Here is a 15,257-nt window from a genome sequence, read left to right on the forward strand (position 1 = left end):
GACGCGAGGCGCCGCGATGACTCCGCGGTCGGCAGAGCGCGGGACTCACCACCTCGATGCCGTCTACGACGCGGTGCTGTTCGACATGGACGGCGTGGTCACGAACACCGCCGCGATCCATGCCGCCGCGTGGAAGCAGCTGTTCGACGAGGTGCTGCGAGACCCGCGTGTGCAGGTGGACGACCCCGAGACGACCTTCGACCCGGTCGCCGACTACCGCCGCTATGTGGATGGGCGAACCCGCGAGGACGGGGTATCGGCGTACCTGACGGCCCGTGGGATCGCCCTGGACGCCGGAGATCCCGACGACCCACCAACGGCGTGGACGATCGAGGGGCTCGCGGCGCGCAAGAACGAGCTGTTCCTGGCGGAGCTGGGCACCCGCGGGCTGCGCGTCTATCCGGGCACCGTGGCGCTGCTGCATCGCCTGCGGGGCGCGGCCGTTCCGGTCGGGCTGGTCACCGCGAGCCGGAACGCGCACCAGATGCTCGCCGCCGCAGGACTGGCCGGCTGCTTCGACACCGTGGTGGACGGCCGGATCGCGCTCTCGCATCACCTGAAAGGCAAGCCGGATCCCGCCATGTTCGTCGAGGCAGCCCGGCGACTGGGTGTCGCTGCGGCCCGCACCGCGGTCGTCGAGGACTCGGTCGCCGGCGTGGCGGCCGGGAGGCGCGGAGGCTTCGGCTTCGTCGTCGGCATCGACCGCGCCGGAGCGCGGGAGCAGCTCGAGGCCGCGGGCGCCGACCTCGTCCTGGCCGATGTCGCCGAGCTCGACCTGGGCGTCTCCACCACGGATCCGTGGCAGCTGGTCTACGACGGCTTCGACCCCGCGCACGAAGGGCACCGGGAGGCGCTCACCGCGCTGGGCAACGGCTACCTGGCCACCCGGGGCGCCCGGCCCGAGCACCACGACGACGGCATCCACTATCCCGGCACCTACCTCGCCGGCGTGTACAACCGGCTGGCGAGCACCATCCACGGGCGCGAGCTCGAGGAGGAGCATCTCGTCAACACTCCCAACTGGCTTCCGGTGGACCTCCGCCTCGGAGACGGGCCGTGGCTGTCCACCGGCCAGGTCGTGACGCACAGCGAACGACGCGAGCTCGACCTGCGCCGCGGCCTGGTCGTCCGCCGCGCGGTCCTCACCGGTCCGAACGGGGATCGACTCGACTTCGTGCAGACGACGTTCACCTCCCTGGACGAGCCTCACCTGGCCGTGCTGGAAACCACGCTCACCGCCCCCGACTGGAGCGGCACGGTCACCCTCCGCGCCGGGATCGACGCCGGGGTGCGCAACAGCAACGTGGCCGCGTATCTCGGATCGGACGCCACCCACCTCACGCAGCCGACTTTCCGCCAGGTCGGCGACACCACCCTCTGCGAGGTGTGGACCCGGCAGAGCCGGGTCCACATCGCCACCGCCGTCCGCTCGACCCTCACCGGAACCGACAGCGCGACCGATCACCGCATCGACACGCCATCGCAGCACACCCGGGAGCTGCGCATCCCTCTGGAGCAGGGTCGACCGGTCACCCTCACCAAGACGGCCGCGATCTACACCTCCCACGATCGGGCCATCAGCGAGCCGGGTGGTGCCGCCCTGACCCTGCTCACCGAACGCGGTGGCGACGTCGAGGCGCTGCGGGAACGCCACGCGGCGGCGTGGCGGCGACTCTGGGAACGCTTCGCGGTCACCCTGGACGCCGACACGCACAGCCGACTCATCCTGAACCTGCACGTCTTCCACCTGCTCCAGACCCTCTCGCCGCACACCGTCGAGCTCGACGCCGGGGTGCCCGCCCGCGGCCTGCACGGCGAGGGGTATCGGGGGCACGTCTTCTGGGACGAGGTGTTCGTCCTGCCCGTGATCGCTCTGCGCACGCCCGAGATCAGCCGGGCGCTGATCGACTACCGCTGGCGGCGACTGGACGCCGCCCGCGCCGCGGCGACCGCCGCCGGACTCCGCGGAGCCCTCTTCCCCTGGCAGAGCGGCAGCGACGGTCGCGAGGAGACGCCCGAGGCGCTCTACAACCCGCGCTCCGGTCGGTGGATGCCGGACAACTCCCACCGTCAACGCCACGTCGGCCTCGCCATCGCCTACAACGCCTGGCAGCACTACCAGGCCACCGGCGACCTCGAGTGGCTCGCCGAACGCGGCGGCGAGCTCATCATCGAGGTCGCCCGCCTGTTCGCCTCGCTCGCCGAGCACGACACTGCCACCGACCGCTTCCACATCGCCGGGGTGATGGGACCCGACGAGTTCCACGACGGCGCCCCGGACGCTCCCGGCAGCGGCCTGCGCGACAACACGTACACCAACGTCCTCGCCTCGTGGGTCGCCACGCGAGCGGCCCGGACACTCGCCCTGCTCCACGGGCACCGCGGCGAGGGCCTCCGCGACCGGCTCCGCGTCACCGACGAGGAGATCGCGGGATGGGCCCGGCTCAGCACACGACTGGCGGTGGGGTTCCACCGCGACGGCATCCTCACCCAGTTCGACGGCTACGAGAGCCTGCAGGAGCTGGACTGGGACCACTACCGCGAGGAGTACGGGAACATCGGCCGGCTCGATCTCATCCTCGAGTCCGAGAACGACAGCACCAACCGGTACAAGCTCGCCAAGCAGCCCGACGTCGTCATGCTGGTCTACCTGCTCGGTCACGACGGGCTCCGGGCGCAACTCGCCACGCTCGGCTACCCGTTCTCCGAGCAGGACCTGACCCGCACGGTCGAGTACTACCTCGCGCGCACCGCCAACGGGTCGACGCTCAGCCGAGTCGTGAACGCCTCCGTCCTGGCCGGCATCGACCCGTCCCGCTCCTGGATCGCGTTCCGCGAGGCGCTGACCGCCGATCTCGACGACTCCCAGGGCGGCACCACCCGCGAAGGGATCCACCTCGGCGCGATGGCCGGCACCATCGACCTGCCCGTCCGCTCCTTCGCCGGCATGGCCCTCGGTGACGACGAGCTCGTCTTCGCCCCCCGACTGCCGCCGAACCTCACCCGGGTCGGGTTCCAGATCCGATACCGCGGCCACCTCGTCGACGTGATGCTCCGTGACCGCAGCCTGGAGCTTCGCGTGCACGCCGGCTCAGCACCCGCGATCCACGTGCGCGTCGGCGCGGTCGCCGTGCCGCTCTCGGCCGGACAGACCAAGACGTTCGCGATCGGCCCGGGCACCTCGGCCCGCGACGCGACCAACCGCGAAGGAGGCCTCGACTGATGAGCACGCATCGGAGCCGGTATCGGCGCATCGCCACTATCCTCGAGCACCACGGACTCGGGCTCGGCCTCGGGCTGCTCGGGCTGGAGAAGTGGATTCCCTTCAACAAAGGCGTTCTCGGGCATGCGCGCCGGGACGAGCCCTACACCAGTCCGGAACACCTCCGACTCGCCCTCGAGGAGCTCGGACCGACCTTCATCAAACTCGGCCAGCTGCTGTCCACCCGCAACGACCTGCTGCCCGCCGCTTACCTCGCCGAGTTGGTCAAGCTTCAGGACGCCGCGCCGCCCGAGGCCTGGGAGCCGATGAAGGCGGTGATCCGCGAGGAGCTCGGCGCGGACCCCGAACAGCTCTTCGCACAGTTCGACCCGCAACCGCTGGCCGCCGCGTCGATCGGGCAGGCATACGCTGCGACCCTTCACGACGGCACCCAGGTCGTCGTGAAGGTCCGCCGACCCGGCGCGGTCGCCCAGATCCACGAAGACCTGGAGATCCTGCAGAACCTCGCCGAGCGCGCCGACAAGCGGTGGGATGCCGCCCGCCAGTACAACCTGCCGGGCATCGTCGAGGAGTTCTCCCGCACGCTGCGCGCCGAGCTCGACTATCTGCAGGAGGGCCGGAACGCGGAGCGGTTCGCCGCCGACTTCGCCGACTCACCCGACGTCGCCGTCCCCCAGGTGTTCTGGGAGACGACCACGTCACGCGTGCTGACCCTGGAACGGATGCACGGCATCCGAGTCGACGACCTGCCCGCCCTGGACGCGGCCGGCATCGACCGGAACCAGCTGGCCAGGCGAGGCGCAGACCTCATCCTCACCATGGTGTTCGAGAACCGCTTCTTCCACGCCGACCCGCACCCGGGCAACCTGTTCATCCAAACCGACGGATCCATCGCCCTCATCGACTTCGGCATGGTCGGCCAACTCGACGAAGAGGTCACCGAGCAGCTCTCCGACGTGCTGCTCGCCTTCACCCGCGGAGACTCCAACGCGCTCGCCACCGCCCTGCTCGCGCTCTCGATCACCAAGAACACCTCCGACCGCGGCGAGCTAGGCCGCTCCCTGGACGTCTTCGTGTCGCGGTATCTCGGACGCCCCCTGTCCGACATTAACCTCAGCCACCTGCTCGGAGAGCTGCTCGCCCTGCTGCGACACCACCACCTCCAGCTGCCGCAGCAGATCGCTCTGCTGTTCAAGGTCCTGATGATGGGCGAGGCACTGGCGGCACGGCTCGACCCCGAGTTCGAGATGCTGCAGGCGCTCACCCCCTTCTCGGAGCGGATCGTGCAGCGACAGTTCTCCCTCCCCGCCCTGGCGAAACGCTGGGCACAGGCATCCGCGGATGCCGGAGCACTGCTGCTCGAGCTGCCCGGAACACTCAAGCAGCTCCGGCGGGTGCTGGAGAACGGCGGCCTCGAGGTGCACCTGCGCGCGGCCGAACTGGAACCGCTCGTGGGACGGGCTGAGCGGATCGGCAATCGCCTGATCGCCGGCATGATCACCGCCGCCCTGATCAACGGCATCGGCGAACTCGTCAGCGGGAACACGAGATGGCGCTCGCGGGAAGGCGTCATGATCGGCGCCGGCGCGAGCGTGGTCACCGCACTGGGCGGCTACCTGCTCTGGACCACGCGGCGACGGCGATGACCGCCGCGGCTCCCATCCCTCATCAGAAAGGCACACACATGAACACCATTCGAGTCGGCGTCAACGGCTACGGCGTCATCGGCAAGCGCGTCGCCGACGCGGTCCTGCTGCAGTCGGACATGGACCTGGTCGGCGTCGCGGACATCGCCACCGACTGGCGGATCAAGTCCGCAGCGAACCGCCTGCCCGTGTTCGCCTCCACCATCGAGGCGCAGCAGGCCATGCGGGGCGCCGACGTGCCCGCACAGGGAGTGCTCGACGACCTTCTCGCGCAGTGCGACGTCGTCGTCGACACCACCCCCAAGCATGTGGCAGCGGGAAACCTGGAGCGCTACCGCGCCCTCGGCGTCAAGGCAGTGCTCCAAGGCGGCGAGTCCCACTCCACCACCGGCCACTCCTTCGTCGCCCAAGCCAACTACGCCAGCGCCATCGGCAGGGACAGCACCCGGGTGGTCTCCTGCAACACCACCAGCATCGTGCGGATCCTCGGCGCGCTGGATGCGGCCGAACTCCTGCTGCGCGCCCGTGGGGTGCTCATCCGCCGCGCCACCGACCCATGGGAATCGCACCTCGGCGGGATCATGAACACGATGGTCCCAGAACCGACCATCCCCTCTCATCAGGGCCCCGACGCACAGACCGTGCTCCCCGGACTCGATGTCGTCACCATCGCCGCCAAAGGCGCCCACACGCAGACCCACAGCCACTACTGGACGCTACAACTGACCCGGGAGGCGACCCGCGACGAGGTGCTGGACGCCCTGCACGCCGCGCCCCGCATCGCGTTCATCCGGATGTCCGATGGCCTGGTCGCCCTCAACTCCACCGTCGAGCTGATGCGCGATCTCGGCCGCCCCCGGGGAGACATGTGGGAGGTCGCCATGTGGGAGGACCTGGTCACCGTGAACGGCAGCGAGGCCTACCTCGCCTACCAGGTCTACAACGAGGCCATCGTCGTGCCCGAGACGATCGACGCGATCCGCGCGCTGACGGGCACCGTCCCCGACGCCGCAACCTCGATCCGCCTCACCGACGAGAGCCTCGGCATGCGCCAGGACTTCCTCACACCGGCGGAGGAGCCCGACCATGACCGGTGACCACCAACCGCCCGCCGACCATCCCGGCGAAGGCGACCCGCGGCGACGGATGCCTGTGACGTCGTGGCTGATCATCGGGATCTCCGTGCTCGGGACCGCGATCTACCTGTTCATCGACCACCTTCCCCACGTCGTCGCAGTGCTGCCCTACGTCGCGATCATCGGCATGGCCGCCATGCACCTGTTCGGCCACCGCCACCACACCGGCGCCCACGACTCGAATCATCGACGCCACGGGGGCGACAGCGGGACCGACACGCGAGAGTCGTCGTGAACACCGTCGTCCGCCCCCTCGCGGACGCCAGCCGGCACGGGCACCCCCGACCGCTGCGGATGCTGTGGGTCACGCTCGCTTGGGGGTCGTGCTTCGTCGCGATCACCGTCGGCCTGCAAGACGCCCCGCCGCTGTGGCTCGCGGCACTGAGAGCCCTCATCGCCGGGGTCGCGCTCGCAACCGTCGCCGGCATCCAGCGGGCACCTCTTCCCCGCGACCCGAAGACATGGGCACTGATCGGCTGCCTCGGACTGGTGAACATCGCCCTGGCATTCGCGACGATGTTCGTCGCCGCGACCGGACTGTCGACCGGGATCGCCTCGGTGCTCGCCAACGCGCAGCCAATCCTGATCCTGCTGCCCGCGTGGTGGCTCTACCGCGAGCGTCCCACCCCCGCCGCGATCGCCGCGATCGGCCTGGGCTTCACCGGCCTACTCATCATCGTCCTTCCCTCCGGGCTCGGCACCGGAGCGTGGCTCTCACTGACCTCCGCCGCCGCGATCACCGCCGGCACCCTTATCGGCCGGATCGTGCACGCAGACGTCCGAGTCGTGGCGGCAGCTCAGCTGCTCATCGGAGGTGCGATCCTCGCCGGCACCGCAGCCGTCACAGAAGGGCCGCCCACGATCGACTGGAACATCCGGTTCATCCTCACCCTGCTGTTCCTATCACTGGTCGGCACCGCCGCCACCACGGTCGCCTGGTTCACCGAGATCGGACGTGCCCGGCTCGACCTCCTCGCCGCGTGGACGCTGCTCGTGCCGGTCTTCGGGATCCTGCTGTCGCTGCTGATCCTGCGCGAGGACCCGGGCCTGTGGGGCTGGATCGGGACCGTGATCGTGCTGATCGCAATGGCGTTGCTCGCCATCGGATCCAGGCGCTCAGAGCCCTCGGCCGTCACGGCAACCGGCAATCGTGCCCCACGAGCCTCCGCCGATCATGCGACGTCCGACCCGGACGGCCTCCCTGACGAAAACCACGGCCCGCGCTCCCGGCCGGAAAGGAAACAACGATGAACCCGTCGCCCGCCCCACGCCCCCGCTTCCTCCTAACTCGGCGAGGGTTCCTCGGCGTCAGCATTGGCGCCGTCGCGACGGTCGCGCTGGCATCCTGCGCGCCGGCGGCGAACTGGGTGCAGCCCGACGGCGCCCAGGTCCAAGGCGCCGAGCGGCGCCGCGGCGGCACCGGGAAGGTCACCACCGCGACCCTCACCGCCGCCCCGACCGTGCTGGACCTAGCCGGGGCGACCGCGCCGACCTGGGCGTTCGGGTCTGTTCCGGCGCCCGTGATCCGTCTCGGCGCCGGAGACACTCTGAAGGCCACCGTCCGGAACCAGCTCGAGGCGGACACCTCCGTGCACTGGCACGGGCTCGCGCTGCGCAACGACATGGACGGCGTCCCGCCGGTCACCCAGCAGCCCATCAAGGCCGGGGCCAGTTTCGACTACGAGTTCATCGCGCCCGATCCCGGCACCTACTGGTTCCACCCCCACGTCGGGGTGCAGCTGGACCGTGGCCTGTACGGGGCGCTGATCGTCGAGGACCCCGCCGAGCCCGGCGGGTACGAGGACGAGTGGGTCATCATCCTCGACGACTGGCTCGACGGCGTCACCGCCACCCCCGACGACGTCCTTGACGAGCTGTCCGCCGGGATGGGCGACATGGGCGGGATGGGCGACATGTTCATGCGGATGGGCAACACCCTCATGGGCGCCACCTCCGACCTGCTCGGCGGCGACGCCGGCGACGTCTACTATCCCCTCTACCTCGTCAACGGGAAGCCCCCCGCCGACCCGACCCAGTTCACCGGGCGGGCCGGCGAGAAGGTGCGGCTGCGGATCATCAACGCCGGCAGCGACACCGCGTTCCGCCTCGCCATCGGCGGTCACACGCTCACCATCACCCATACCGACGGATTCCCCGTGGAACCGGTCGAAGTCGACAGCATCCTCATCGGCATGGGCGAACGCTACGACGCGATCATTACCCTGGATGACGGCGCGTTCCCCCTCATCGCTCAGGCCGAGGGCAAACGCGATCGCGGTTTCGCCGTCATCCGCACCGGCAGCGCCGCGGCAGCACCGACGGCCGATGTGAGCATCCCGGAGCTCACTAGCAGCCGGATCGGGACCGCACAGCTGCTGACGTCAGATAGCAGCGTTGCGCTGTCCTCACGGCAGCCTGATCGGACCGTGGCGATCACTCTCACCGGAGGTATGGCCGAATACGACTGGGGCATCGACGGGCGACGGTTCGATATGAATCAGCCCCTCGACGGCGCGCACGAGATCCGCGAAGGCGAACGCGTCCGGTTCACGATCACTAATGACACCGAGATGTGGCACCCATTCCATCTACACGGTCACACCTACCAGCATGAAGGTGGCGGCCCGCGGAAAGACACGTCGATCATCCTGCCCAAGCAGACCCTCACCGTCGACTTCGACGCTGACAACCCAGGTCTCTGGGTCGCCCACTGCCACAACATCTACCACGCCGAAACCGGCATGACCACTGTCATCGGCTATCGGGCGTGACCACGGCGCAACCTTCCGGAGGCCACGGAACTGGTCGTGTCGATGAACGCGTGACGGCGCCATTGATCGGACGGGATGCGGTCCCACCCCTGCGGGATCGTGACGATACCGGCCGCGGCTACGTTATTGGCCGGCCGGCCGGTCCGCCGTTGTCGGCGGTGGAGAGCGTGCGCGCCGAACGCATCCACCGCGCCGTGTTTGGGCACGCCAAGATCGTCCACGTCCTCGAGGGCGCCGCACACATTGAGACAGCCACAGGCATCCACGAGTTGACACCGGGCTACGCGATGGCTCTCGGGGCCGGCATGTGGTGCTCAGTGCGCCCAGACCCGACTGTGCGGCTATGGACGCTCTACTTCGACGAGTCCTTCCTCCGCTCCCACATGCGATGGGTGCTCGCCGACACCACGCGCGTCCGTCCGGGCGTGCATCCTGACGCCTGGGACGGCTCGGCACTCGTGCTGCAGCCTGGCGTGGACATCCTGCACCGCATCGAACCGCTGTGGCGCCAGATCAGCCTCGTGAACGAGACCGCGCCACCGGAGGTCGCGACCACCCGACTGATCTCTCTGTTCTCCCGCGCCGTCGAGATTGCCCTACCGACGCTGCTCGCCGACGACGGCGCTGTGCCCGAGAGGTTCGTCCTCCCGGTGCGCGGCCGGCTCGCGCAGCCGCCAATCGCTCGCCCCGTGCGCCGCTCGGTCGTCCTGCTGCGCTCGCGCATGACCGAGCCGTGGACGGTCGGCAGGCTCGCCGCGGAGGTGGCCGTCTCCCGCGCCCATCTCACACGCGTTTTCACCCAGCAGGTCGGTGTCGCCCCCATGCGGTTCCTCATCGAGACCCGCCTGACGGAGTTCACGCGACTGATCGAGGAAACCGACCTGCCGATCGCCGATGCATCCCGGCAAGTCGGATGGAACGACGCGCGAGCCGCCTGATCACGCGGTCGGACGCTCCCGCGGCGGGCTGACGACCAAACTGCACCTGGTCTGCGACGGCCGCGGCCGGCCGCTGAGCATGATGATCACCGCCGGGAACATCAACGACACCACGATGATGAGCGCGGTGCTGGAGAACATCCGCGTTCCCCGCGACGGGAAGGGCCGCCCCCGCACCCGCCCCGACCGGGTGCTCGCCGACAAGGGGTACCCCTCAAGGGCGAACCGCGCCTGGCTCCGCGACCGGAGGATCGCGGCGACCATCCCCGAGCGGGACGACCAGATCGCGCACCGCCGCAAGAAGCCGGGCCGGCCGATCGCTTTCGGCGACAAGCAGAAGGAACGCTACAAGGGACGCAACGTCGTAGAACGCTGCTTCAACCGTCTCAAGCAGTGGCGCGGCATCGCGATGCGCTCGGACAAACTCGCCCGCAACTACCGAGCCGCCGTCAGCCTCGCCGCGGCGCTGATCTGGATCAAGACCGATCTCCGCTGAGCGCTTCGCGCTCCTGCAGCGTGCGCTCAAGCTGTCCCACCGTCGGCGCACCCGCAAAGCCGCGCTCGGTCAGATAGACCCTGCACGCCAAGTCGGCGGTGTTCCCCTGGGACGGGAACAAGTCCTGACCGTCCAGAAGAATCGTGGGCGAGCCCGCGAAACCAGAGCTCACCGCCTCAGCCTCGGTGCGGATCAACACGAACTCCACCGGAACATCGCCCCGTCCGATCGAGTCGAGCACCAGCCGTACTCGATCGCCCGCCTCCTGCCAATTCGGGCAATCCTCGATATGCAGCACCTGGATCTTCACACGCCCATTCTCCCGCGCAACTCGCGGCGGCTGGCCACCCCGCACCTTCTTGATCAACACGCCCTAGCCGCTTGCCTGCCTCGAGCCTGTCCATCCGCACTGTTGCGGTCGTAGTCATCGCCACGCTGACTGTGCTGACCGGTTGTGCCACCCAGGAACAACCCAATCTCTACCACCGCCGGCAATCTCAGCAGAGACAGCCACAACACTGACCCCAGAACTCGACCACCTCCACGCCCTGCACATCCGCGCCGACGGCACCATCCTGGCCGGAACTCACACCGGCGTAGTCGCTCTCACCGCTGACGGAACCACCAGCCGGGTCGGCGCCTCCGACAACGACTTCATGGGACTGACCGGGGTACCCGGCTCTGACCGGCTCTTCGCCTCCGGCCATCCAGGTCCAACGAGCTCGGCACCCAACCCGCTGGGACTCGTCGCCAGCGAAGATGGCGGGCAGACATGGACACCGAGATCGGTGGCCGGCCAAATCGACTTCCACGCGCTCGCCACCAACGGACAACTACTCGTAGGCTTCGACGGAATCAACCGCCTGCTCGTATCGACCGACGACGGGACAAGCTGGACCACCGGCGCGTCCCTGGCCGCAGCAGCACTCACGATCACCGACCACGGCGTCTGGGCGACCACCCCTGCAGGGCTGCAACACAGCACCGACGACGCCCAGACCTTCACAATCGTCCCCGATGCGCCAGCCCTAGCCCTCCTGGCGGCCGCACCCGATGGCACGCTCTGGGGCATCGACACCGCCGACACCGTCTGGCGCAGCCCAGACGGCACACACTGGGAACAACGCAGCACCATCAATAGTGTCAACGCGCTGGTCGCCAGAAACGCCGAAAATGCATACGCCGCAAACGAACAATTGCTCTACACGCTCAGCTAACGGACTCGTGTGGAGCAACGAAGGAAGGAGGCGACTCAGATCCGGACGCGCTTTTGATCACGTCCACTCCACCCACTCCACGAGCAGGATCTGACAGACGGTGGCACCCGGCCGACCTGGGTGGTCACTCTCGACCACCTGACGGCACCCAGAAACGCCACGTCTTCGAAGACGTCACTGTCGTTATCGATGAGACGAGCAGCCCCGACTACCCCACGAACTTGCTGCGCGTGTCACAGCTGCGTGAGCACACCGAACCCGCGACCTCAAAGATCGCCTTGGGCGGGGACGGTTATCGAAGGCCGCCGGCTTCGGGCTGTGGATGCGAGTGCTGCAAGACGACGGCACGATCGGCGTGTATGGGCACATCAGCGAGACACTGGTGAGCGTCTGGCAGCGAGTCCTGGCCGGCGCGCAGATCGCAACGGTAGGAAACCGCGGCTACTCCACCGGCCCACACCTGCACTACAAGGTGTGGCAGCAAGATGGACCCAAACTCGATCCTGCACCGTGGTTGAGAACCCGGGGAGTCTACGTCGTCGGACGACCCGCCTTATCGGCGCGCGGGAGGTATGAGGACGAGTGGTCCCGCAGGTGTCGCGAGAGTTGTCGCACCACGGCCTCGACGTCGGCGAGCGGTGGCGAACACGCATCGGCGGGGACTACCTGTGGGGTGTCGCCACACGGCAAGTATGAGGTCGACGTGACCGCTCGGCGGTCGCCCACCACGAAGACGTTTCGAACCTTCTCTCGCGCTGTGCAGCGGGTAGAGGAGCGCACAGCATTCAACTACTATCGTGGATAGTAAACCTAGTCCAGGCGCCGAGTGAGAGGGTTCGCCACAATCGATGGGCCGCGTAAGAAGGACTCGAGCTATCGAAGAGCCACGTGATCTCTTGGCGGCTTACGGTGCGCAGCCGCAGTGCTCGAGCGCTCGTGGATGCCGCGGGTCGGTCCGGGCAGGTATTCCGCGACTGCTGATGCTCGCAGCCCTGACGGCTGTGGTGATGTTATTGACCTCGTGCAGCTCAACCGGAGGCGCCGCCTACAGCAACGAGATTCAGGCCGTTGACAGCTTCGCCGACATCGCACAGCCTTCCATTGCTGTGGCCACCGAAGGTGGCGGTCGACTCGCGCCCAACGCGGTTGTCGAACCTGGGCTTCCTATTGTTGTCACGGCCAGCCGCGGCGCGTTGACAAACGTCCGTATCCCCACAGCCAGCGGCCGTCCCTTGGCGGGCTCACTGAGCGAGGACGGCTCAACGTGGACAAGCACCCAACCCCTGGGATATTCGAAGCGGTATTCCGTTCAAGCCGAGGCCGTGGGCGTGGGCGGTCGATCGGTCGTCTCGCAGCGCTTCACCACGACCTCACCGGAGTCACTGACCAGCGCTGCCATCCTCGGCGAGAAAACCGTCGGGATCGCCCACACAGTCGGGGTGCGGTTCGCCGATCCCATCCCCGACCGAAAGAAGGCACAGGCGGCGATCACCGTGTCGTCTGACCCCCAGATGCGGGGTGCGTTCTATTGGATCAGCGACTCCGAAGTCCGGTGGAGGCCCGAACGCTTCTGGACGCCGGGCACCAAAGTCAGTGTCGCCGTCAACATTTACGGAGTCGACCTCGGCGACGGGCTCTACGGCGACGAGAACTTGTCCTACGACTTCGCGATTGGCCGAGCTCAGGAAATCGTTGCCGACGACAACACCAAAACGATAGTCGTCAAACGAGACGGCAAGGTCATCCGCACGATGCCGACCTCGTTCGGCAAAGACAGCACTCCGACGCCCCGCGGTATCTACATGATCGGAGATCGCGTCGAGCACATCATCATGGACTCGTCCACCTACGGAGTGCCTGTCGAGTCCGCAGCGGGATACCGCACACCCGTTCAATGGGCGGTGCAAATGTCCTACAGCGGCATTTACATGCACGGCGCACCGTGGTCGATGTCGGCGCAAGGCAGCAGCAACGTCAGCAACGGTTGCCCAAACCTGAGTCCCACTGACGCGGAATGGCTCGTGAAGAACACCCTGCGCGGTGACCCCGTCACGGTCAAGAACACCAACGCCGACACACTGCCGGGAGTTGATGGACTCGGCGATTGGAACATCCCGTGGCCACAATGGAAGAACGGCAACGCAGACACCTAGGCGCCCCCGCCTGGCTGGAGTTCGTCGACGCTCAGCACGTTCTTCCGACCATGCACGGCCGGGGCGAGTTCACGACGGGCTCACCCGCTCACTGTCTCAGGCGCTTCTCGCGGTGTACAGAACTTCGCTCGAATGCAGCACACCACCACTCGCGACGAGTGCTACTACCGGTCACCCACTGAGCCAGGGGTTAATTCACGAGGGCCGTTGGTCAGTCATGTCGAGAACCTCCGCGGGCGAACCGGTGCCGTGAGGATCAACATCAATAACGAGCAGCGGCGGCATAGCGTCCGTCGGTACTACCTGTGCGAGGCGAGGCTGATCTGGCCGCGTGGGACGACAACCACGCCGCGCGCCGTTCGGGTCTTCTTGGCCGATCCCGGCGTTCGTTTGGCCGGCGGACCGTGCACGGAGTGTCGTCAGAGACGTCAACCCGCACTTCGCCACCTTCGGTGCCAGCTCCTTGCGGTTACCAACATTCTCGCCGACCCGCACGTCGACACCATCGACGACGACCCTACGGTCGATCCACCGCGCTACCTCTCGCGGCGAGCCCGCACAGGATCGGTGACTCGCTCCACCTCCGGGAACACCTGTTTCTGAGTGAGCAACCCGGTCACGGGTCAGGGCTTGCGGTGCACCACCATCACCGGGCACGGCGCCACTTGCACCACGGCGCGACTCGTCGACCCCAACAGCAATCCCCGAATACCCCCGTGTCCGCGGGTCCCGACGACGACGAGCTGCGCGGTCTGAGCCGCATCGAAGATTTCTTCGGCAGGTGAGGCGATGCCGACGTGACGCTCGATCTGCACATCGGGGTAGTCCTCGGGATACCCGGCCAGTTGTTCACCCAACAGTTCTTCGGCTTCGTCCTCGAACTGTCGAAGGGTCCTCTGGTCTGCGCCGTAGAACGCTGCGCCCGAAGACCCTCCATATGCGTGCACCCCGAGCAAAGATGTGTTCAACAGGTCAGCTTGACGGAACGCATGGGCGATCGCCGCAGTCGAGGTAGGCGACCCGTCGACACCGACGACCACGGGGCCGGTCGTGGGCGCCGGCCCGCCCACAACCACAACAGGGCACTCCGCATGCGCGGCGGCGTCGGTGCTGACCGATCCGAGGAGCAGTCCGCGCACTCCGCCGAGACCACGCCTGCCCAGCACGAGCATGTGCGCCCACGCGGACGCGTGACGAAGCGTCAGCATGGCCGACCCGCTCACAGTCTTGCCTGCAACGTCCACGTCAGGGTCGACATCTGCGACGACCTGAGTCGCGGCCTCGATGGCCCGCGCCGCGCCCGCGTGCATCGCCTCGACCACTGCCGGGGACGTCAACGTCGCGGTCGGCGCGTACGCGCCCGGCACGATCCCCACCGCAGAGATCAGCCGCAGGGGTCGTCGCTCCCGAACTGCAGCACCGGCCGCCCACCTCACCGCCATCAAAGCGGAGTCCGAACCGTCTACCCCGACGACAATCGGTGCGGTCGCATCGGTCACTGAATCAGTCATGGTTTGTCTCCTACCCTGCACAGCCTGCGGCAGCAGTTCCCCTCGACTCCACTCATCCTCGCCCCGCCACCGCCGACAAGCCGGAGTCGAAGGTCATCGGCATGACGTCGAAAGGTCCTGACCCGATTCGACCAAAAAGAGAATCGTCACACGCGACAAATGCAGG

At 67.8% G+C, this 15,257-nt stretch carries 11 protein-coding genes and 2 pseudogenes; 11 read left to right on the forward strand and 2 right to left on the reverse strand.

The features are described 5' to 3' along the window. Positions 1-16: 16 nt before the first annotated feature. From PWF70_RS11600 to PWF70_RS11635, 8 genes are read left to right on the forward strand one after another with little or no spacing between them, the layout of a single operon-like run. Positions 17-3,223, forward strand: coding sequence for an HAD-IA family hydrolase (locus tag PWF70_RS11600; protein WP_042378551.1), 3,207 nt, complete (start codon positions 17-19; stop codon positions 3,221-3,223). Then, positions 3,223-4,869: an ABC1 kinase family protein gene (locus tag PWF70_RS11605; protein ID WP_058253887.1), complete on the forward strand. Its 1,647-nt coding sequence runs from the start codon at positions 3,223-3,225 to the stop codon at positions 4,867-4,869. The genes PWF70_RS11600 and PWF70_RS11605 overlap by 1 nt, the downstream gene beginning before the upstream one ends. A 38-nt stretch (positions 4,870-4,907) precedes the next feature. After that, entirely contained in the window at positions 4,908-5,966 is a 1,059-nt protein-coding gene (locus PWF70_RS11610; RefSeq protein WP_042378577.1) for a type II glyceraldehyde-3-phosphate dehydrogenase, read from the forward strand. Beyond that, entirely contained in the window at positions 5,956-6,240 is a 285-nt protein-coding gene (locus PWF70_RS11615) for a DUF2933 domain-containing protein (protein ID WP_042378548.1), read from the forward strand. The genes PWF70_RS11610 and PWF70_RS11615 overlap by 11 nt, the downstream gene beginning before the upstream one ends. After that, positions 6,237-7,256, forward strand: coding sequence for a DMT family transporter (locus tag PWF70_RS11620; RefSeq protein ID WP_091344499.1), 1,020 nt, complete (start codon positions 6,237-6,239; stop codon positions 7,254-7,256). Before PWF70_RS11615 ends, PWF70_RS11620 begins: the two co-directional genes overlap by 4 nt. Next, positions 7,253-8,776, forward strand: coding sequence for a multicopper oxidase family protein (locus PWF70_RS11625; protein WP_052362817.1), 1,524 nt, complete (start codon positions 7,253-7,255; stop codon positions 8,774-8,776). The genes PWF70_RS11620 and PWF70_RS11625 overlap by 4 nt, the downstream gene beginning before the upstream one ends. Positions 8,777-8,826: 50 nt before the next feature. Further along, a complete protein-coding gene (locus PWF70_RS11630; RefSeq protein ID WP_139114270.1) occupies positions 8,827-9,714 on the forward strand; it encodes a helix-turn-helix transcriptional regulator in 888 nt (295 codons plus the stop codon). Further along, positions 9,671-10,210 carry an IS5 family transposase gene (locus tag PWF70_RS11635; protein WP_286352965.1) on the forward strand — a complete coding sequence of 180 codons (540 nt, stop codon included), beginning with the start codon at positions 9,671-9,673 and terminating at the stop codon, positions 10,208-10,210. Before PWF70_RS11630 ends, PWF70_RS11635 begins: the two co-directional genes overlap by 44 nt. Here PWF70_RS11635 and PWF70_RS11640 read toward each other — a convergent pair. Beyond that, entirely contained in the window at positions 10,191-10,520 is a 330-nt protein-coding gene (locus PWF70_RS11640; protein ID WP_026095586.1) for a hypothetical protein, read from the reverse strand. The genes PWF70_RS11635 and PWF70_RS11640 overlap by 20 nt on opposite strands. Positions 10,521-10,591: 71 nt before the next feature. Here PWF70_RS11640 and PWF70_RS11645 point away from each other — a divergent pair. The 3 genes and pseudogenes from PWF70_RS11645 to PWF70_RS11655 all read left to right on the forward strand — a co-directional run bounded on the left by PWF70_RS11645 (position 10,592) and on the right by PWF70_RS11655 (position 13,580). After that, positions 10,592-11,427, forward strand: a pseudogene (locus PWF70_RS11645) (F510_1955 family glycosylhydrolase). Between the two features lie 301 nt (positions 11,428-11,728). Next, a pseudogene (locus PWF70_RS11650) lies at positions 11,729-11,971 on the forward strand (M23 family metallopeptidase); the annotation flags it as partial. Between the two features lie 436 nt (positions 11,972-12,407). Next, positions 12,408-13,580 carry a L,D-transpeptidase gene (locus tag PWF70_RS11655; protein WP_182155041.1) on the forward strand — a complete coding sequence of 391 codons (1,173 nt, stop codon included), beginning with the start codon at positions 12,408-12,410 and terminating at the stop codon, positions 13,578-13,580. A gap of 623 nt (positions 13,581-14,203) precedes the next feature. Here PWF70_RS11655 and PWF70_RS11660 read toward each other — a convergent pair. After that, positions 14,204-15,091 carry a universal stress protein gene (locus PWF70_RS11660; protein WP_006357612.1) on the reverse strand — a complete coding sequence of 296 codons (888 nt, stop codon included), beginning with the start codon at positions 15,089-15,091 and terminating at the stop codon, positions 14,204-14,206. Between the last annotated feature and the right edge of the window lie 166 nt (positions 15,092-15,257).

The sequence above is a fragment of the Gordonia sp. Swx-4 genome (assembly GCF_030316175.1).
Lineage (GTDB): Bacteria > Actinomycetota > Actinomycetes > Mycobacteriales > Mycobacteriaceae > Gordonia > Gordonia alkanivorans.